The organism is Arcicella rosea (genome assembly GCF_040543805.1).
Classification (GTDB): domain Bacteria; phylum Bacteroidota; class Bacteroidia; order Cytophagales; family Spirosomataceae; genus Arcicella; species Arcicella rosea.
The window spans coordinates 1-19,318 of record NZ_JBEUMS010000028.1 but is presented as its reverse complement, the minus strand read 5'-3'; the positions used below and the strand labels follow the sequence as shown (position 1 = coordinate 19,318).

Here is a 19,318-nt window from a genome sequence, read left to right as displayed (position 1 = left end):
GATGTCTCTTAGAGTACTTGTAGATAATTTATGGGGTAAATTGGCTTAAGCAGAAGGCTGATTGGAAATAGAATAGGGGAAAGAGCTTAGTTTATTGTCGTTGAGTTAAATAATTAATAATCAAAGATATAAGTAAAATAATTTGATTGTTTTGAAACCTTATTCCTTTTTATCACGTAAATGAAAATGAACGACGATTAGATTTTTCATGAAGTATATTCTAAATACATTTCATGAAAATTAAAGATAATTAAATAGCTTATGGAGAATATCGAAAGCCTTTAGGAAATTTCTAAAGGCTTTTTTGTTGAATTTTTTATAGGAAAAGAACAAAGTCTAAAAGTTCTACGTTAAACTTGTAATTCAAACAAGACTGTCTGGATTTTACATATCAAACGCATAAGGCAATAATGCAAATACATCAACTACCTTTAGAGACCGTAAATCAATTTTCGTCTCTTTTCTTAGACTTCATCAATCAAAACACAAAAACGAAAGATTTTTACGAGAATTATCCATCCATTCAAGGTTTTGAAAAACAAATTGCACTCAAACAGTTTGATGTTACTAAACGCAAAGTTTTAGTAGAAACGTTAAAACAGCAGTATTCAGGTATAGGTAATTACCCAGATTTTGATATTCTTTTATCAGAAAATACTTTCACGGTTACAACTGGACACCAACTTAATATTTTTACTGGACCACTTTATGTGATTTATAAATTGGTTACGGTGATTAACTTGGCAAAATCGCTAAAAAAAGCCTTTCCTGAGTACAATTTTGTGCCAGTTTATTGGATGGCAACCGAAGACCATGATTTTGCAGAAATCAATCATTTTTCTTTATTCGGAAAAAAACTAGCTTGGGAAACGGCTCAAAAAGGGGCAGTTGGAAGAATGAATCCTAAGGAATTGGAAAGTTTGATAACAGAAATGGCTGAATGTCCTGCTGTTTTCAAAGATGCTTATCTGAATAGCGAAACACTTGCAAATGCTGCCCGATGTTACGCTAACGAATTGTTCGGAAACCAAGGTTTAGTTTGTATTGATGCTGATGATAGAAACCTGAAAAAACTTTTTGCACCCATTATTAAAAACGATTTACTGCATCACACCGCTTTTGATGTTGTCTCAAAAACTTCTGAAAATCTCGAATCTTTGGGTTATAAAACCCAAATTTCCCCACGTGAAATCAACTTCTTTTATTTGGATAATGGTCTGCGTGAACGCATCGTAAAAGAAGAAAATACTTATAAAGTTCTCAATACTGATTTATCTTTTTCTGAAACAGAAATAATGACGATACTTGAGAATGAACCAGAAAAGTTTAGTCCGAATGTGGTATTAAGACCTGTTTACGAAGAAGTAATTCTTCCGAATTTGGCTTATATAGGCGGACCGTCTGAAGTGCCTTACTGGTTGCAATTGAAGAGTATTTTTGATTTTCATCAAGTTGAATTTCCAATTTTAATGCCACGGAATTTTTGTTTGGTTGTTAACAAAGCAACAGCCAAGAAAATGGAAAAATTGGATTTAACGAGCGAAGATTTATTCTTAGATGAAATTAGTTTGAAAAAGAATTTCATTGAAAAACATACTGAAAACAGTTTAAGCTTATCAAACGAGAGTAATGCTTTTGTGCAGGTTTTTGATGAAATTTTGGCGAAAGCTGTTAAAATTGATAAAACACTGGAAGGTGCAGTAAAAGGCGAACAACAAAAAGTATTGAATGCCCTTGAAAACTTAGAAAAGCGTTTGAAAAAGGCTGAGGAAAGAAATCATGAAACAGAAGTAAATCAGCTTTTGGGCGTAAAACAAAAGCTTTTCCCGAATGGAACGCCACAGGAACGAAGCGAAAACTTCTTGAATTTCTATTTGAATAATCCTGAATTTTTAAATCAAGTTTCGGAAGTTTTCGACCCGCTGAATTTTAAATTTTATGTAATTATAGAAGAATAAAAACATTTGTTCATAAAAAAAGAGGAAAGTATCCTTGTGATACTTTCCTCTTTTTTTATGCCTTTTTGGATGATATTCAAGGAATTGGCAATACTTTACTTTCTTTGAAAGTTGATAAAATGACCATCGTTTGTGTACCTGCAACTTCTTCAATTTCATTGATTTTTTCAAGCATCAATTTTTGGTATGAAGCAATATCTTTAGCAATTATCTTCAATAAGAAATCTCCAGAACCAGTAACGTGGTGACATTCAATGACTTCTGGAATTTGGTTGATTTGCGCAACGAACGATTCTGTTACTTGTTTTTTATGTCCAATTAAAGTAACAGTAACGAATGTGGTAACTCCTAAGCCTACTTTTTCACGATTTAATTGTGCGTGATAACTTTCAATAATCCCCGCAGTTTCTAATTTTTTAACACGTTCAAGTGTTGGTGCAGGTGATAGTCCTATTTCTTTTGATAATTGTGCATTAGTAATTTTAGCATTTTGTTGTAAAATTTCTAATACTTTATGGTCTATTTGATCTAGTTTAATACTCATTTCTTCGGAGTTTAGAATTGATGAAAGCCAAAAACACCATTGATAATTTCAATGGTTTTCAGAATTACATGATTGTTAGTAATGGGTTATTTTTAGTGCGATAGGAAATCTATTGCAAATCTAATAGCTTTTTTGTGATTTTTATAAGAAATTCTACAAAAAAGCAGTTTTTTAGAATAATATTTTTATTATTCGGTAATTATATACCTATCTATTAATAAAATTCTGTGAAAACAGAATTTATAAATGAAAATAGGAAAATTCAAAACAGAATCTTATTTTGTATAAATGCCTACTTTCGCTTAGAAATTTTGTTGAAAGAAATTTTTCTTTGCAAAGTACATTTAAAACGAAAGTCTTCAGCAAGACTTTTAGCTTGATGTTTCGTTGCTCTGCCTTGTACACGTTCACGCCACATTCGCCACGACGAGGCTTTCATTTCTCTTCGCATCAATTCTATTACTTCTTGTTCTTTCAGTCCGAATTGTACCAGAATGGCGTCGAATGGAGTGCGGTCTTCCCATGCCATTTCAATTATTCTATCAATATCTTGTTCGTTAAGTAATAAATCTTTCAATGTTATGTTTATAAATTAGTGAGTTGTGATTGCGGAAATCGTTTCAACAATGGTCATTCTGATAGTTGATATTTTTAAACTATGTATAAGTTATGAGTTGGAAACTCGTTCCACTGACATTCTAAAGCCCATTGCTTATAACCTTCGTAGCTAAAAAATGTTTTTTAAATCTGATTTGCTAGAAAACGCTGATTCATTCCCTAAAAAATCCGTAATTTCGTAAGATAGTCTTGTCACGATTTTGTTAATTAGCAAAACAAATGCTAATATGCGATAACCAACAAATTGATAACGATTCAGCTTATGGCAGAAGAAGAAAAAAAATCACTTAATTTCCTTGAACAAATTGTAGAAGAAGATTTACAATCGGGTAAACACGGTGGACGTGTTTTGACTCGTTTTCCACCTGAACCTAATGGATATTTACACATTGGGCATGCTAAATCAATTTGCTTGAACTTTGGCTTGGCTGCAAAATATGGCGGACAAACGAATCTTCGTTTTGATGATACTAATCCAGAAAAAGAAGAGACAGAATATGTAGATTCTATCAAAGCCGATGTACGTTGGCTTGGATTTGAATGGGCTGGCGAAGAATTGTATGCTTCTAATTATTTTGAAAGCCTTTATCAGTTTGCTGTAACACTTATCAAAAAAGGTTTGGCTTATGTAGATGACCAAACGTCTGAGCAAATCGCTTCTCAAAAAGGTAATCCTAATTTCCCTGGTGAAGATAGCCCTTACCGTTATCGTACTGTGGATGAAAATTTAGATTTGTTCAGTAGAATGCGAGCTGGTGAGTTTGGAGATGGAGCCAAAGTATTGAGAGCTAAAATTGATATGGCGCATCCGAACATGCACATGCGTGACCCTTTGATGTATCGTATTAAACACGCTCCGCATCATCGTACTGGTGATACTTGGTGTATTTATCCGATGTATGATTTTGCCCATGGTCAGTCGGATTCTATCGAAGAAATCACTCATTCAGTTTGTACTTTGGAGTTTGATGTTCATCGTCCATTATACGAATGGTTTATCGAAAAATTAGGCATTTATCCTTCGCATCAATACGAATTTGCCCGTTTGAATCTTACTCATACAGTAATGAGCAAACGCAAATTACTTCAATTAGTGAACGAAGGAGTGGTAGATGGTTGGGACGACCCACGTATGCCAACGATTTCGGCATTGCGTCGTCGTGGTTTTACGCCAGCGTCAATTCGTAATTTTTGCGAGAAAATCGGTGTTGCCAAAAGAGATAATTTAATCGACGTAGGAGTATTAGATTACTGCGTTAGAGAGGATTTGAATAAATTGGCTACGAGAGTAATGGCGGTTTTAGACCCATTAAAAGTAGTTATTACCAATTACCCTAAAGGCGAAGTAGAAGAATTACAAGTAGAGAACAACCCAGAAGACGTAAATTCAGGAAGTCGTGCTGTACCATTTAGTCGTGAGATTTATATTGAACGAGACGACTTTATGGAAGTACCAATGAAGAAATTTTTCCGTTTAGGCCCTGGTTTAATGGTTCGTTTAAAAGGTGCTTATATCATCAAATGTGATGATTTCATCAAAGACGAATTTGGCAATATTACCGAACTTCACTGTAGTTATATTCCAGAAAGCCGTTCGGGTTCTGATACTTCTGGTATCAATGTAAAAGGCACGATTCACTGGGTGTCAATTCAACATGCCGTAAAAGCAGAAGTAAGAATCTATGATAGATTATTGATTTTGGAAGATGCTTCGCAAGTAGGAGATGACTTCAAGAAATTTATCAATCCAGATTCTTTGACAGTTCTTCCTGAAGTATTTGTAGAACCTAGTTTGAAAGAAGCGAAAGTAGGAACCAATTACCAATTTATGCGTAAAGGCTATTTCTGTTTAGATTTAGATGCTACAGAAGAACACTTGGTCTTCAATAGAACCGTAGGCTTGAAAGATACTTGGGTAAAAGAGAAAAGTAAGTAATAAGGATTCTTTGCTATAAAAAAGGTTGCTAATATTTGTTCTTGTACAAATATTAGCAACCTTTCTCTTTTAGTAAGAAGCTTGATAATCAATCGTAAAAACAGTAATTGATATTTTGTCTTTACTTACTTTAATGGGGAAAATATTACCATTGCCATCGAATGAGTTTGCGTATAATCCTTTATCGCCTTCACGAACAAATAAAGAATATCGTCCTTCTTCTAGGCTTACACAAAATTTACCATCTTCATCAGACTTTACACTTTTAATAAATTTGGTAGCAATGGTTTGATAAAAACCGTTTTCACGGGTTGTTTCTGCGGTATTGGTAAGGTCGTAAACAACTAATTCTCTTTGTGCTGGTTTGGCTTTCGGTGTTGGTTTATCAGGTGAAGGCATCATATTTCCAGCCTTCCAGAAAATAGTTCCACAAATTCCCTGCTGTACCAAAGCCGAACTACTGGAGTCTGCTTTAGCACCAGTGGATGTTTCGTTGTTTGAAATTATCTTTTGTACAGAAGAAGGCAGTGTAATTTTCCTTTTTAATTTTTTCTTGGTCTTCTGTCCAAAAGTACCAATCATCGAAAGGCACCCTAGAATGAGTATGAAGATTTTTACTTTGATCATATCAAAGATTATTTTCTCTTGAACAATGAATCAACAAATTCTTTTTTATTGAAAACCTGTAAATCTTCTATTTTTTCACCCACACCAATGTATTTCACAGGAATTTTAAATTGGTCTGAAATTCCGATTACTACACCACCTTTGGCAGTCCCATCTAATTTAGTGATAGCCAAAGCAGTAACGTCGGTAGTTTTTGTAAACTCTTGTGCTTGGATAAAAGCATTTTGTCCTGTAGAACCATCCAACACTAATAAAATCTCATGAGGAGCATCAGGTAAAAACTTCTGCATCACACGCTTGATTTTAGAAAGCTCATTCATCAAGTTTACTTTATTGTGCAAACGCCCAGCCGTATCAATAATTACAACGTCAGCTTCTTGTTCAACTGCTTGTTTTACGGTATCATAAGCCACAGAAGCAGGATCGCTGTTCATTCCGTGGTCGATTACCGTTACGCCTACTCTTTGTCCCCAAAGTTTCAATTGGTCAACAGCAGCGGCTCTAAAAGTATCGCCTGCACCTAATATTACTTTGTTTCCTGCTTTATGAAATTGCGAAGCCAGTTTTCCAATGGTAGTTGTTTTACCAACGCCGTTGACGCCCACAACCATAATCACATAAGGCTTCACATTTGCTTTGAAGGCATTTGAAACATCGTCAGATTTATTTTGTGCCAATAATTCAGCAATTTCTTCTCTGAGTAATCCGTCTAATTCGGCTGTTGTTACAAATTTATCTCTGGCTACACGTTCTTCAATTCTACGGATAATTTTAAGGGTTGTATCAACGCCAACATCCGAAGAGATTAAAATTTCTTCTAATTCATCTAATACCTCTTCATCGACTTTAGATTTGCCGACCACCGCTCTACTCAATTTAGAAAAAAGCCCTTCTTTGGTTTTTTCTAATCCTTTATCAAGCGTTTCTTTTTCTTCGGTATTTAAGGTTTCTTTTTTCTTAAAAAAATCAAATAAGCCCATGTTTTGGTTATCAGTTTTCAGTTATCGTTTTGGTTTGTAGCAGTCAACTATTGGAGATTCAATATCATTAGCTGAAATTACCCAATTTTTTCTCTTTAAACTAATATTAAATAAGCTACAAATTTTCCAAATATAAAACAAAAAAAGTCCCCTAACTTTATTTAGATAGGGGACTTTCTTTAAAGTCGAAAAGACTAACCTTTCAACGCTGCTGCTACTTCGTCTTGAAGAACGATTTCTTCTTTGAATGTGTAAGCACCAGTAGCAGGATTTTTCACTGCTTTAACGATTTTTGCGTATTTTACGCCACCTTCTTTCTTAAGGGTTGCAACTACTTTCTTTGCCATTTCTTTGTATAAGTTATTGTTATCCGTTTTGAGTTATCGACTGATTACAACCTAATTGATGAGCAAACTCAGCAATTACGATAACACAGACTTGATAACTTGTAATTGACAACTAAATGAATTACTTAATTTCTTTATGAACAGTCACTTTCTTCATGAAAGGATTGTATTTCTTCAACTCTAAACGAGCTGTAGTGTTTTTACGGTTTTTCTTAGTGATGTAACGAGACATCCCTGGAACGCCTGAAGTTTTTTGCTCAGTACATTCCAAAATCACTTGGATTCTATTGCCTTTCTTAGCCATTGCTTTGTTTGCTTAATTGGTTATAAAAAATCGTTTTCTATTGATTATCAGTAAATTACAACCCAATCAAACTGAAAAACGAAGATGTGTCTTTGAAACAGGACTGCAAAGGTAGTAAATGTTTGAGTTTTAGACAAATATGTTTTCAAAAGTTTTTAATAAATATTTGTATAAAGTGAAAAATAGTCAATTTTAGCCCTTTTTAACCCAATTTATCTTTGAATCTTTCATTTTTCGAGAATATTTGTTCGCCTCTTCAACGCTTCTTCGCTTCTTAAAATCTGTATTATTTCAAGATTTTGATAATCAAACTTGTAAAATACCTGTTTTAAATTCTTTTGTAATTGGTGAATGATTCGCCGCTGCAATACTTGTTGAAATGATACTTCTCGTAGCTAATGGCTCTATAATTTCATCTACCCATAATCTTGCAGCAGCATAATAAGGTGTAGTTTGTGTGTAGTATTTGTCTTTGATTTCCTTCAAAATATTATCTTCGTCTTCTTTGCTGATTACTTTTCCTTTCGCTTTCATCGACGCTACTTGGGTTTGTAATAAAGTTTGCGCAGCTTGTTCACCGCCCATTACGGCAATTTTTGCACTTGGCCAAGCATAAATAAAACGTGGGTCGAAGGCTTTGCCACACATGGCATAATTGCCCGCTCCGTAAGAATTTCCAATGATAATCGTGATTTTTGGAACAATAGAATTAGACACTGCATTCACCATTTTAGCACCATCTTTAATAATTCCTGAATGTTCTGAACGGCTACCGACCATAAAGCCTGTAACATCTTGCAAGAAAATCAAAGGGATTTTCTTTTGATTGCAATTCATGATAAAACGAGCGGCTTTGTCGGCTGAATCATTATAAATTACTCCACCAATTTGTACTTCACCTTTAGTGTTTTTGATAACTAATCGCTGATTCGCCACAATACCAACTGCCCAGCCATCAATGCGAGCATAGCCACAAATAATTGTTTTTCCATACTCTTTTTTAAATTCATCAAATTCAGAATCATCTACCAAACGTTCAATAATCTCACGCATATTGTATGGTTTGGTTCTGAGTTCTGGAAGTATATCCAATATTTCTTCCAAATTTTTCGTCGGACTCTTTGGAGTACTTCTATTAAAGCCAGCTTTTTCAAATTGTCCTAATTTACCGATTGTTCTTTTGATTTGGTCGAGACATTCTTGTTCGGTATCAAACTGATAATCGGCATTGCCCGAAATAGCATTATGCGTATTGGCTCCGCCTAAAGTTTCTGCATCAATTTCTTCACCAATGGCAGCTTTTACTAAATAAGGTCCCGCCAAAAAGATAGAACTTTGTCCTTTTACCATTAGCGTTTCGTCCGACATGATTGGCAAGTAAGCACCACCTGCCACACAACTTCCCAACACAGCAGAGATTTGGGTGATTCCCATCGCACTCATGATAGAATTATTGTAGAATACTTTACCGAAATGTTCTTTGTCTGGAAAAATTTCGTCTTGCATCGGTAAAAAAACGCCTGCGCTATCTACCAAGTAAATGATTGGTAATTGATTTTGCATGGCAATTTCCTGAAAACGAAGGTTCTTTTTTCCCGTAATCGGAAAATATGCACCTGCCTTTACAGTTTGGTCGTTGGCAACGATAACACACAATTGTCCCGAAACATAACCTAAACCGCCAACTGTTCCGCCCGCTGGACAACCGCCATATTCTTCGTACATTTCATATCCTACAAAAGCGCCAATTTCTTGAAATTCGCTTCCTTCATCTATTAAATAATCAATGCGTTCACGAGCGATTAATTTGCCACGTTCGTGTTGCTTTTGAATATTTTTAAGACCACCACCTTCTTTTATTTTTACTAAACGTTGCTTCATTTCCGAAAGCAATTGTTCATGAAATACTTTATTTGATATAGACATAATTTAGGACGATTTGAGATTATTGATGAATTGTAAATGGTATTATTGGTGGATAATTTACAATTATTTTTTGATAGTGTAATTTGTTTATAAAAACAGATTTTCAGTAGAATATTTGGATATAAGTTGGATAAAGTATTTTATGATGTTGGAGGATTTGTATTTTGATGTACTAAGAATTTGTTTTCGCTTTATAATCAAAATATTATTTGGTTGAATAAAAACTAAAAAACTTTTTCTAAATATTAAGACATAAAAAAAGCCAGAAGAATTGATTCCTCTGGCTTCGATAAAAATATGGTTTATTATTCGATTAAATCAGCTTCTTCTAAAATATAATTCATCTCATAAATATCATCAGCATTCAATTTTAACTTGCCTTTGAATGTGTGCATTTCATCCGTTTTGTACTTATGAGTTGCTCCCTTTTTAGGTTTTAACGACATTACAGATTCTGGCCCTGCACCACCACAGAAAAAACATTGACTGTATGGAAATGCCGAAAGTACATACATATTGGTGGCGGCATCAACAGGAATTACATAGCCTTTGATGATTACTTCTTTATTTTCTAACTTCTTTACGGCTGGACCAAAAGTTGGATAAAGCATGAAGATAGATTCTTGTGGATACCATTTTTTCTTGAAAACTACGTCTTTTAAAACATCCCAAGTAAGTTTTTCTGCGGGTAAAGCAAAAGGCTTTTTCATAGGTGTTGCGGCCGATAAAGCCAAGAATAAAACACCGAATACGAGTAATGATTTTATTTTCATTTTTAGTTTTTTGTTGATTTGTTGTTAGCCTTGAGCAATGAGCCATAAGCTGTGAGCTATGAACTAAAATTTTGATTACTCAAAGCTTAGGGTTTATTTAGTTTTACTGATTTTTTTGTGAGCTTTGAGCTAAAAAAATGAAGACTTAAAGCTCATAGCTCAAGGCTCATAGCTCACAGCTAAAAAGCTATTCATCCGCTAAAGTTCTTGAAATATCAATTTTGTAAATACCTAAAGATGGAATGGCTGCTGCTAAAAGCCCAATAAATAAGGCTCCGAGGAGTAACCAGAACTCTTCTGTTAACAAAGATAAAACGTTGAAGTCGTAATGAAAATTTTGTTCTACATTTTTCGACATCAACCAAAGCCCAAGCCTACTTAATGCTACTCCAAACCCAAATCCAATGATGCTGATAATCAATCCTTCCAAGAGTAAAAGAAAGAATAATTTGGTTCTACTTGCCCCCATCGAAAGCATCAGCGCCATCTCATATTTTCGCTCTTTGAGGGAATTGTACAGTGAAACAAATACGCTCAAACCCGAAACAATGATGATGACCAAAGCAATAATTTTTAAAGTATCAATTCCAAAACCCATCAAAGCAAACAAACGATTGATTTCGATAGCAGGCGAAGCCGTTTGCATAGTAGTATTTTGATTGATACTCCTTGCCATCATCATACCCATCGCTGGATTTCTGAATTTTATCAACATTGAAGTAATTTCTTTAGCTTCTTCTTCATGATGATGTTCTTCGTCCATACTTGTTTCTTCTTCTAAAAGCTTCAAAGCATTCGCTCCTTTGCCAGCTTCTTCTTCGTGGTGGGAATCATGTACTGCCCAAACACTTTCAAGTGGCGTTACCATCAATTGGTCGAGTACCGAATTGGTATTTTTCAAGATACCAACTACTTTAAATTTCTTCTCTTCGTGAACGTCTCCTTCTTGATCGTAGCCATGTTGTGAAGCAAAACTATCGCCTACTTTTAATTCCAAATTCTTGGCTACTTTTGAACCTACAACCATTTCCATTGCTCCCGAAAATACTTTTCCAGCTTCATATTCAGCTTCAAAATGTTGTAGGTACTTTTCGTTTGTCCCTACAATTCTATAACCTTGATAGCTATCGCCCATAGATAATGGAATGGCAGATTTTACTAAAGGATTACGAGTAAGACGGTTGGCTTCGTCCAAAGAAATATTCCCTGTCGGAGCGTCAATTTGGTAAATACTGGCTAAAATTAATTGTAGCGGACTCCCTTTTGCCCCAACAACCATGTCAATTCCTGCTACATTTCTGGTAAATTTTTCCTCTAATTGTTTACCAGCCAAGAGCAACAACGAAATAATGGCAATACCCAAAGCCATTAATAAAATACTTAAAAAACTGGTAAGTGGCTTGTCTTTAAGGTTACTCCAAGATATTTTTAGTAAGTTCATCTGCTATAAATTTATACGTTTTTCCACCACATCTTTTAGGCGTTGGTCGTGTGTAACTACAACCAAACTTGCTCCAATTTCTTCAATTTGCTTTTTCAATAAATCCACTACTTTCAAGCAATTGTCATCGTCCAAACTTGAAGTAGGTTCGTCTGCCAAAATCACTGAAGGTTTATTCATCAAAGCTCTGGCGATACTTACTCTTTGCTGTTCACCTTGTGATAATTGTGTGGTTTTTTTATGCAAATGTTCGGCAAAGCCCAAGCTTTCCGCCAAATGTTTGGCGAGGTCTTTTGCTTGTGATTTTCCTGCTAAATAATTCGCCAAGAGTAAATTCTCTAATACCGAAAGTGAATGAACAAAATGTGGTTTTTGATAAATAATTCCTACATTTTTTGCTCTGAAATCTGCTGCTGAACTGACTGAAAAATCACTAATTTCTTGGTTATTAATCTGAATTTTACCGCCCGAAGGTTTCAATAAAAGAGCCATTAAATGTAAAAAAGTAGTTTTACCTCTTCCTGATTTACCCAAAATAAGCATTGTTTCACGGTCTGAACAGGAAAAATCTGGAAAAGTAAAGCTCTTTTCAGAGGAATAAGAGAAGGTTAAGTTTTGGGTGGCTATCATGCTGTTGATGTTTTTACAAAGATAACCAATGCAATGATATTGCAAGAAGTTTGAAGAATAGTTTAATATTTAGGCTATGGGAATTTAATGGATAGGTCGGTAAAGCGGTTTAAATACAATTGTTTTTACGAATTTTATCGTCTAGTTTTGGTAAAATACTTTTATACACAATTTAATAATCGCACTTTTATCAAAATCTCTCCATGAAAAGAATCTTATTAACTGTACTGATTACTGTTCTATCACTTTACTCCATTAAAGCTCAAAAAGAGTTTATGGCGGGTTATGTTGTTAATAATACTAACGATACCATCAAAGGACAAATCGACAACAAAAAATGGGCTACTTCTCCTTTGAGAATCACATTTAAAAAAGACGACCAAGAAGTAAGTTACAGGTTAAGTGATGTTCAAAGCTTTGTGATTAGTAATGAAGTAACTTATGTACGCAAGAAAATCTCCTTGGATATTACACCGAATACTTCAACAGAGTTGTTGCAGAAATTTGATAGAGTTTTAGTGGATACAACTTTGTTACTTAAACAGTTGGTAAAAGGAAGATTAAGTTTATATTATTTGAAGGATGGAAAAGACAAAATACACTATTTTATTGAGAAGCTCAACAATCCAATTCAAGAACTTATAGATCATCGTTTTTTAAGAACGATAAATTTTAAAACCTATGAAGTACATCTTGATACTTATAATCAGCAATTATATGATTTATGTGAAGATTGTTCAAACTATTCGGGAACAATGTTCAAGTATTTATATCAAGAAACAGATTTAATTCCTTTGGTAATGAGATACAATATCTTTTTTGGGGATAATAAACCTATTCAGGTATCACGTAAAGAGAAATTTAAATCTACTTTTTTCCTTAGTGCAGCACTAGGAACTTATAATTACAACATTGAAGGAGCAGTTTTTTATTATACAAATGACTACAAAAAAGCAGATTTAAAATCAGCTTCGTTTGGGATTGGCGGTTTGTTTGATTTACCTTCAAAGAGACATAAATTAGGAGTGAAAATAGATTTGTCTTACAATTATTTTGAAGAAGATATACAATTTTATAAAAGTACTTTAACACCAAGTGATGTATCTTTTTTAGGAGTAAGTATCGGTCCTCAATATTCATTCTATAAAAATGAACCTAAAAAAACTGATATTTATCTTAGTTCAGGGTTTTCGTTTGAAAAAAGACTAAATGCTAATAAAGCAGATTTTTTTTATGAAGGTTTAGGAGATAAGTTAGGTTATAAATTGGGATTAGGTGCAAAATTTAATAGAATAAATGTAGAATTATCTTATAACAGAACAGGACCTGGACTTAATATTAATTATTATGTTGCTGGTAATATCCAAAAGGTTTCGCTTGCGCTTAGTTATGCTCTTTGGAAAAATAAATGAGAGGCTATTACAATTTTTTTTCGTAAAATTGCTTTACAATGAACAATTTTAAAGGCTTTGATAAGGTAAATGCTGTGTTTTTTGATTTAATAAAGACAGTATAAAACTTACCTTGATATAATATATGACTTCAAGAGAAAAAATAAATCAAGTATTTGAAGAAATGGGTAAGGTAGTGGTTGGTCATGAAAAATTGACGAATCGATTACTCATTGGCTTGTTTACTGGCGGACACGTTTTATTGGAAGGTGTGCCGGGTTTGGCTAAAACATTATCTGTAAACACTTTATCAAAAATTCTTAAACTAGATTTTCATAGAATTCAGTTTACGCCTGATTTACTTCCTGCCGATTTGATTGGAACGATGATTTACAGCCGTAAGTCAGATGATTTCGAAGTGAAAAAAGGTCCTGTTTTTGCCAATATTATTTTGGCTGATGAAGTAAACCGTGCGCCTGCCAAAGTTCAATCTGCGCTGTTGGAAGCGATGCAGGAAAAACAAGTAACCATTGGTGATTTTACTTATCCGCTTGATAAACCTTTTTTGGTATTAGCTACCCAAAACCCTGTTGAGCAAGAAGGTACTTTCCCTTTGCCAGAAGCACAAGTGGATAGATTTATGCTAAAGGTTTTTGTGGATTATTTGAATAAAGAGCAAGAGTTAGAAGTAATGAGGAAGATGTCGAACATGGATTTTAATTATCAGCCTCAGGCAATTCTTGATAAAGAAGACATTTTTAAAATACGAAAAGAGATTAACGATATTACGATTTCTGAAACGCTTGAAAAATATATTATCGAACTGATTTTTGCCACTCGTAAACCGGGTGATTATGGACTCAGAGAGGAAGCTCGTTATGTACAATTTGGGGCATCGCCTCGTGCAAGTATCAATTTGAATTTGGCTGCAAAAGTATTGGCATATTTGGATGGGAGAGATTATGTATTGCCAGAAGATATTAAAGAAATTGCACCAGATGTACTGAACCATCGGATTATGCTCAATTATGAAGCCGAAGCAGATGGTATTACAACAATGCAAGTAATTGATACCATTCTGAGAAGAGTAGCTATCGGTAGATAAAAATAAGGGGAATGATTTCAAAATCATTCCCCTTATTTTTGCCAAGTAAATATTCATCACTAAATGATTTATTCTACAAATTCCTTGTTGTGAATTTCGCTTTTGATAATGAATAATGGTCTGTTTTTAGACTGGAAAAATACCCGAAGAATATATTCGCCAAGTACTCCTAATGCAAATAATTGTACACCACTAAACAGTATAATCATGAAGAGCAAAGCAGGAAAACCTTCGATAACTTCTTGGAAATAATACTTCTTAATCAATACGCTGATAAAGTAAATCAATGAAACAATAATTGAAAATACTCCTAAGCGTGACACAAATTTGATTGGGAATTCACTAAAATTAAAAATGCCACTGTAGGCTAAATTGAAAAGTTGTTTGAAAGAATACTTTGATTCTCCTGCATGGCGTTCCTCTCGTGCATATTCAACACCAATTTGTTTAAAGCCAACCCAAGTACGCATTCCTCTTAAGTAGCGACTTTCCTCTGGCATTTTATTCATGATATTGACTACTCTGCGACTCATTAAAGCAAAATCACCACTATCTAATGGAATATCCACATAAGCGATACTTTTCAGTAAGCGATAGAAAAGATAATAAGCGCTTCTTTTTACAAAATTCTCTTTTCGTTGTTTGCGTACTGCATATACAACATCATAACCTTGTTTTAAATAAGGATAAAATTCGGTTAATAATTCTGGTGGATCTTGTAAATCGCCATCAATTACCATGACGGCTTCGCTACCTTTTGATACTGCCAAACCAGCAGTAAGGGCTAATTGGTGTCCGTGATTTCTGGCTAAAAATAAGCAATGATATCTTTCGTCTGCCAAAGCCAAAGCCTGCATCAGCTCTGCTGTGTTGTCACGACTTCCATCATCTATCAAAACAATTTCAATGCTTTCTTGAACCGAATCCATTAAGTTATTTAACCTTTCTATTAAAAATGGAAAAGTCTCACTTTCGTTATAGAGCGGGGCGATAATTGAAATTTGAGGGGTTTTCAAGGAATTAAAATGTTTGTGGGTGAAGGCAAGTCAGCGTTAAGAATTATGTGTGATGAATTGTGAATTTCATCCAAATTAGTCGTTTATTTTACAAATGCTACTTGTCAATATAAATTGTTATTTGAAAAGTCCGTATTTAAGAATACAATAAATCGCTCTGAAACCATCTTTCCAGTTTATTTTTTTACCTTCTGCATAAGTTCTTCCATAGTACGAAATCCCTACTTCATAAATACGAATATTCTTAATTCGTGCAATTTTAGCAGTTACTTCTGGTTCAAAACCAAAACGATTTTCTTCTAAACGAATCCCTTTGATAATATCGGCACGAAACAGTTTGTAGCAAGTTTCCATGTCGGTAAGGTTCAAGTTATTAAGCATATTGCTTAAAAAAGTAAGGAATTTGTTCCCAATTGTATGCCAGAAAAATAGAATTCTGTGGGCACGTCCACTGGCAAATCTTGAGCCATAAACAACATCAGCATGTCCATTGACAATTGGCATCAACAAGATATTATATTCGTTAGGGTCATATTCTAAATCGGCATCTTGGATGATGATTAAATCGCCAGTTGCTTTTTGAATACCAGTTCTAATGGCTGCTCCTTTACCTTGATTAACAGCATGGCTATGATAACTAATCGGGAAATTATGTTGATTGATGTACTTTTCTATTTCAGTATTTGTATCATCTGTAGAACAGTCATTAACCACAATTACTTCTTTTTCGATGTCATTTACCAATTGTAATGCCCTGACTTTATCAAGAATTAAATGGATGGTTTTGGCTTCATTATAAGAAGGAATGACAATAGAAAGTTTCATTGAGTAAGAAAATTTAGGATTGGTTTATCGGTATAAACAAGTAAAGAATGTGTTGTTGAATAGATTCTGTTATAGAGAAATGAATCAAATCGTTCTGTACACGATAAACCTTAATTATAATTAGCCTCAAATATAGCGTAAAAAGTTTAGATTAAGCCTTTTGGTATTCCAAAACCTGATTTGATTTTCCTTGCCAGCGGACTCAGTTTTTAGAGAATTTACTCTTTTTGAGCAATGGATAAACTAAAACAGAAGCCAAAATGATGAATGTACCTGCATAAAAACCGGTAGTCATTTGTTCTTTTTCTCCGAAAATTAAATAGGCTAAAATGATACCATAAACGGGTTCAAGGTTTAAAGTAAGATTGAAAGTAAAGGCTGAAAACTTCCGAATCAATTCTACTCCTTCTGCAAAAGCATATACTGTGCAAACCAATGCTAAAATCAATATCCAAAGCCAATCTAAACCTTGTGGAATGATTTTGAAATCTACACTTCCTTCAAAAAACAAATATACAACTGGCAGAAAAGTAAAAATGGTAGCACCCAACATTTCATAAAAAGTAATGATTTGTGGACTATGATGTTTGGCAAATCTGGAATTGATTACAGAAAAAAGAGCACTCAGAAATGCTGAGAAAACACCTACAAAAAGCCCCAGAATATGATTTACTTCAAACAAAAATATCAAGTACAAACCTACAATTACCATCAAGCCCAAACCAACTTCTATAACCCTGATTTTTCTTTTATCCCAAATCGGTTCTAGCAAACTTGTCCACAATGAGCCTGTTGAAAAACCTGCTAAACAAATAGCTACGGTTGATATTTTGGCAGCATAAAAAAACGTAAACCAATGCAAAGCAATGATACCGCCCGTTGCTAATAATTGCCAAGTAGCTTTGGTTGAAACTTTGATGGAAACGTTTTTCAAGTATAAATAAATAAACAAACCTCCCGATGCCAGCAGTGTTCTGAAAAAGACAACACTTAAAGAATGTGCAGAAATTAATGCACCCAAAATTGCCGTAAATCCTGCGATAAGTACGACTAAATGGAGTTGGAAATAATCTTTTATACTGTTTGTTTTCATGAAGTGTTTAATAGCAAATCAAGTTAAAAAATGTATTGATGTTCCTTTTTCAATAGGGGCGGACTTAATTCCGACCCTATTGAAAAAAAATCTTTTAAAATTCAGCACTACCTTGGCACGGTATAATATAGAATGACGCCAATACCTGTAAAAACTAAATTCGGCAACCAGACGGCTAGGAGCGGAGGCATTCCGCCAGATTGTGCAATTCCTTTACTCATCATAAAGAATAAAATATACAAAAAGGCTAACATAAAGCCCAAAGCAATTTGAAAACCTACTCCGCCTCTTGATTTACGAGCAGAAACAATTACACCAATAACACTCAGAATAATTACGGCAAATGGATTGGCAAAACGTAAGTATTTCTCAATCAAGAAAATCTCAATGCCATCTGCTCCACGACTTCTGATTTGACTAATGGTTCTTTCTAGTTCAGAATTAGTTAAGGTTTCATGAATTTGATAAGTACTTTCAAAATCTTTAGGAAGTAAATTGAGAGTTGTGTCAATTTTTGTTCCGTAGGTTAATTTTTGTTTGCCATCAGGTAAGAAAGTTCTTACTCGGTAATCAAAAATCGACCATTTTCTTCTGGTAGAATCCCAAGTGATATGGTCGGCAAGTAATTTGGTCTTTAATTCATGTCCTTCAATTTTATCTAAAGAAAATTTATAACCCGTTTGCGAACCTGTATCGTAGCTTTCCATATAGGCGTAATCGTGTGGACCAATTTTGATATGCACATCTCTGCCACTATAATAATATGAACCTACTACGTACTTTCTTTCAAAGGCAATTCTGGTTTTATTGGCATTAGGAATTACCCAACCAACCATAAAAAAAGTAAGAATCCCAACGATGGAAGAAGCAATAATATAAGGACGGATAAAACGAGTAAAACTTACTCCAGTACTCAGAATCGCAATAATTTCGGTGCGAGCAGCCAAATTGGCGGTAAAGAAAACCGTAGCAATAAACACCATTAACGGACTAATATAATTAGCCCAATAAGGAATAAAATTGAGATAATAATCAACTAGAACAGCGTGAAGAGAAGCTTTATTATCGATGAAATTGTCGATTTTTTCAGTATAATCAATCACCATAATAATAGAGACGATGATTAACACGGCAAAAAAATACGTTGTAAGGAATTTTTTAATGATGTATAAATCAAGAATTTTCATTTTTCTGTAAGTCACAATAGCGCCAACCGCAGCTATTCAAATCATAATATTTTACAAAGCTACGAATAAAAAAAAACTCTCAGGTTTGAAGTCATCATTTGCAGGATTAAAAATTGTTAATAAGCACTCGATGAAGGAATTAAGACTGTATCTAAGAAACTTTAGGTGATTTGTATTTCTGCGGTTTTATTCAGTTTTATACGGAAAATTGCGTGAAAAAGATGGAAAGTCCTATTTCCGAGATAGGTTGTCCTATCTTTTTCACGCAAAAAACCGCAAAAAAGATGCGTCAACCTATCATTTAGATAGCTTCACCTATCAAAATGATGGAACAAGCTATGAAAAAGACCCAACGACCTATCTAAAAGATAGCTTGTTCATTCTTTTAGATAGGCTCAAGCTTGTTTTTGATTAAAAAAGATGGTTTTAAGAGGGAGTGTTCATTAAACTGTGTCAATCTGATTTAGAACTTAAAAAGGTTTACTTTTACTTAGACACAATTTTATGGACAGTCCTGACACATTTGATTTTGAGACTTTTAAGCAAGAAGCGATAAAAGGTCTTTATTCTGGCAAACCTCTTACTGGGGAGAATGGTATTTTTGCTCCTATGTTGAA

At 34.1% G+C, this 19,318-nt stretch carries 19 protein-coding genes; 5 read left to right on the top strand and 14 right to left on the bottom strand.

The window, feature by feature from the left end; genetic code table 11:
* Positions 1-410: 410 nt before the first annotated feature.
* Positions 411-1,958, top strand: coding sequence for a bacillithiol biosynthesis cysteine-adding enzyme BshC (gene bshC, locus ABID42_RS23570; protein WP_367285748.1), 1,548 nt, complete (start codon positions 411-413; stop codon positions 1,956-1,958).
* Between the two features lie 76 nt (positions 1,959-2,034).
* On the opposite strand, the gene ABID42_RS23565 is transcribed toward bshC, so the two are convergent.
* Both ABID42_RS23565 and ABID42_RS23560 read right to left on the bottom strand, forming a co-directional pair.
* On the bottom strand, positions 2,035-2,502 hold the full coding sequence (locus ABID42_RS23565; RefSeq protein WP_323258707.1) for an Lrp/AsnC family transcriptional regulator: 468 nt from the start codon (positions 2,500-2,502) through the stop codon (positions 2,035-2,037).
* Positions 2,503-2,794: 292 nt separating this feature from the next.
* Positions 2,795-3,079, bottom strand: coding sequence for a TIGR03643 family protein (locus tag ABID42_RS23560; protein ID WP_323258706.1), 285 nt, complete (start codon positions 3,077-3,079; stop codon positions 2,795-2,797).
* A 303-nt stretch (positions 3,080-3,382) separates the two neighbouring features.
* On the opposite strand from ABID42_RS23560, the gene ABID42_RS23555 reads away from it, so the two are divergent.
* Positions 3,383-5,056, top strand: a complete 1,674-nt coding sequence (locus ABID42_RS23555) for a glutamine--tRNA ligase/YqeY domain fusion protein (RefSeq protein WP_367285747.1) — start codon at positions 3,383-3,385, stop codon at positions 5,054-5,056.
* Between the two features lie 69 nt (positions 5,057-5,125).
* Here the strand turns inward: ABID42_RS23555 and ABID42_RS23550 are convergent, their stop codons facing one another.
* The 8 genes from ABID42_RS23550 to ABID42_RS23515 form a co-directional block, all read right to left on the bottom strand.
* On the bottom strand, positions 5,126-5,683 hold the full coding sequence (locus ABID42_RS23550; RefSeq protein ID WP_367285746.1) for a hypothetical protein: 558 nt from the start codon (positions 5,681-5,683) through the stop codon (positions 5,126-5,128).
* A gap of 8 nt (positions 5,684-5,691) precedes the next feature.
* Positions 5,692-6,663, bottom strand: a complete 972-nt coding sequence (ftsY, locus tag ABID42_RS23545) for a signal recognition particle-docking protein FtsY (RefSeq protein ID WP_323258703.1) — start codon at positions 6,661-6,663, stop codon at positions 5,692-5,694.
* 194 nt (positions 6,664-6,857) lie between these two features.
* A complete protein-coding gene (locus ABID42_RS23540) occupies positions 6,858-7,010 on the bottom strand; it encodes a DUF4295 domain-containing protein (protein ID WP_309924211.1) in 153 nt (50 codons plus the stop codon).
* 121 nt (positions 7,011-7,131) lie between these two features.
* Positions 7,132-7,314 carry a 50S ribosomal protein L33 gene (gene rpmG / locus ABID42_RS23535; protein WP_184135005.1) on the bottom strand — a complete coding sequence of 61 codons (183 nt, stop codon included), beginning with the start codon at positions 7,312-7,314 and terminating at the stop codon, positions 7,132-7,134.
* A gap of 306 nt (positions 7,315-7,620) precedes the next feature.
* Positions 7,621-9,240: an acyl-CoA carboxylase subunit beta gene (locus tag ABID42_RS23530; RefSeq protein WP_367285745.1), complete on the bottom strand. Its 1,620-nt coding sequence runs from the start codon at positions 9,238-9,240 to the stop codon at positions 7,621-7,623.
* 305 nt (positions 9,241-9,545) lie between these two features.
* Positions 9,546-10,013 carry a DUF3299 domain-containing protein gene (locus ABID42_RS23525; RefSeq protein WP_435521494.1) on the bottom strand — a complete coding sequence of 156 codons (468 nt, stop codon included), beginning with the start codon at positions 10,011-10,013 and terminating at the stop codon, positions 9,546-9,548.
* A 187-nt stretch (positions 10,014-10,200) separates the two neighbouring features.
* On the bottom strand, positions 10,201-11,454 hold the full coding sequence (locus ABID42_RS23520; protein ID WP_367285744.1) for an ABC transporter permease: 1,254 nt from the start codon (positions 11,452-11,454) through the stop codon (positions 10,201-10,203).
* A 3-nt stretch (positions 11,455-11,457) separates the two neighbouring features.
* Entirely contained in the window at positions 11,458-12,084 is a 627-nt protein-coding gene (locus ABID42_RS23515) for an ABC transporter ATP-binding protein (RefSeq protein ID WP_367285743.1), read from the bottom strand.
* 203 nt (positions 12,085-12,287) lie between these two features.
* On the opposite strand from ABID42_RS23515, the gene ABID42_RS23510 reads away from it, so the two are divergent.
* Positions 12,288-13,496: a hypothetical protein gene (locus ABID42_RS23510; RefSeq protein WP_367285742.1), complete on the top strand. Its 1,209-nt coding sequence runs from the start codon at positions 12,288-12,290 to the stop codon at positions 13,494-13,496.
* Between the two features lie 124 nt (positions 13,497-13,620).
* Positions 13,621-14,580, top strand: coding sequence for an AAA family ATPase (locus ABID42_RS23505; protein WP_323258697.1), 960 nt, complete (start codon positions 13,621-13,623; stop codon positions 14,578-14,580).
* A gap of 68 nt (positions 14,581-14,648) precedes the next feature.
* Here the strand turns inward: ABID42_RS23505 and ABID42_RS23500 are convergent, their stop codons facing one another.
* The 4 genes from ABID42_RS23500 to ABID42_RS23485 form a co-directional block, all read right to left on the bottom strand.
* The gene (locus tag ABID42_RS23500; RefSeq protein WP_367285741.1) at positions 14,649-15,596 is read right to left on the bottom strand and encodes a glycosyltransferase family 2 protein; all 948 of its coding nucleotides are present in this window, start codon (positions 15,594-15,596) and stop codon (positions 14,649-14,651) included.
* 117 nt (positions 15,597-15,713) lie between these two features.
* Complete coding sequence (locus tag ABID42_RS23495; protein WP_367285740.1) at positions 15,714-16,421, bottom strand: glycosyltransferase family 2 protein; 708 nt, start codon at positions 16,419-16,421, stop codon at positions 15,714-15,716.
* 202 nt (positions 16,422-16,623) lie between these two features.
* The gene (locus ABID42_RS23490) at positions 16,624-17,514 is read right to left on the bottom strand and encodes a DMT family transporter (RefSeq protein WP_367285739.1); all 891 of its coding nucleotides are present in this window, start codon (positions 17,512-17,514) and stop codon (positions 16,624-16,626) included.
* A 107-nt stretch (positions 17,515-17,621) separates the two neighbouring features.
* The gene (locus ABID42_RS23485) at positions 17,622-18,701 is read right to left on the bottom strand and encodes an LptF/LptG family permease (protein ID WP_323258693.1); all 1,080 of its coding nucleotides are present in this window, start codon (positions 18,699-18,701) and stop codon (positions 17,622-17,624) included.
* A gap of 208 nt (positions 18,702-18,909) precedes the next feature.
* On the opposite strand from ABID42_RS23485, the gene ABID42_RS23480 reads away from it, so the two are divergent.
* Entirely contained in the window at positions 18,910-19,116 is a 207-nt protein-coding gene (locus ABID42_RS23480; RefSeq protein ID WP_367285738.1) for a hypothetical protein, read from the top strand.
* Positions 19,117-19,318 lie beyond the last annotated feature (202 nt).

Excerpts from the sequence above, each read along its gene's own strand:
- ABID42_RS23515 (WP_367285743.1), bottom strand. The coding sequence starts at position 12,084 with ATGATAGCCACCCAAAACTTAACCTTCTCTTATTCCTCTGAAAAGAGC.
- ABID42_RS23550 (WP_367285746.1), bottom strand. The coding sequence starts at position 5,683 with ATGATCAAAGTAAAAATCTTCATACTCATTCTAGGGTGCCTTTCGATG.
- ABID42_RS23565 (WP_323258707.1), bottom strand. The coding sequence starts at position 2,502 with ATGAGTATTAAACTAGATCAAATAGACCATAAAGTATTAGAAATTTTA.
- ftsY (WP_323258703.1), bottom strand. The coding sequence starts at position 6,663 with ATGGGCTTATTTGATTTTTTTAAGAAAAAAGAAACCTTAAATACCGAA.
- ABID42_RS23540 (WP_309924211.1), bottom strand. The coding sequence starts at position 7,010 with ATGGCAAAGAAAGTAGTTGCAACCCTTAAGAAAGAAGGTGGCGTAAAA.
- ABID42_RS23530 (WP_367285745.1), bottom strand. The coding sequence starts at position 9,240 with ATGTCTATATCAAATAAAGTATTTCATGAACAATTGCTTTCGGAAATG.
- ABID42_RS23490 (WP_367285739.1), bottom strand. The coding sequence starts at position 17,514 with ATGAAAACAAACAGTATAAAAGATTATTTCCAACTCCATTTAGTCGTA.
- ABID42_RS23520 (WP_367285744.1), bottom strand. The coding sequence starts at position 11,454 with ATGAACTTACTAAAAATATCTTGGAGTAACCTTAAAGACAAGCCACTT.
- ABID42_RS23495 (WP_367285740.1), bottom strand. The coding sequence starts at position 16,421 with ATGAAACTTTCTATTGTCATTCCTTCTTATAATGAAGCCAAAACCATC.
- ABID42_RS23510 (WP_367285742.1), top strand. The coding sequence starts at position 12,288 with ATGAAAAGAATCTTATTAACTGTACTGATTACTGTTCTATCACTTTAC.
- rpmG (WP_184135005.1), bottom strand. The coding sequence starts at position 7,314 with ATGGCTAAGAAAGGCAATAGAATCCAAGTGATTTTGGAATGTACTGAG.
- ABID42_RS23525 (WP_435521494.1), bottom strand. The coding sequence starts at position 10,013 with ATGAAAATAAAATCATTACTCGTATTCGGTGTTTTATTCTTGGCTTTA.
- ABID42_RS23555 (WP_367285747.1), top strand. The coding sequence starts at position 3,383 with ATGGCAGAAGAAGAAAAAAAATCACTTAATTTCCTTGAACAAATTGTA.
- bshC (WP_367285748.1), top strand. The coding sequence starts at position 411 with ATGCAAATACATCAACTACCTTTAGAGACCGTAAATCAATTTTCGTCT.
- ABID42_RS23505 (WP_323258697.1), top strand. The coding sequence starts at position 13,621 with ATGACTTCAAGAGAAAAAATAAATCAAGTATTTGAAGAAATGGGTAAG.
- ABID42_RS23485 (WP_323258693.1), bottom strand. The coding sequence starts at position 18,701 with ATGAAAATTCTTGATTTATACATCATTAAAAAATTCCTTACAACGTAT.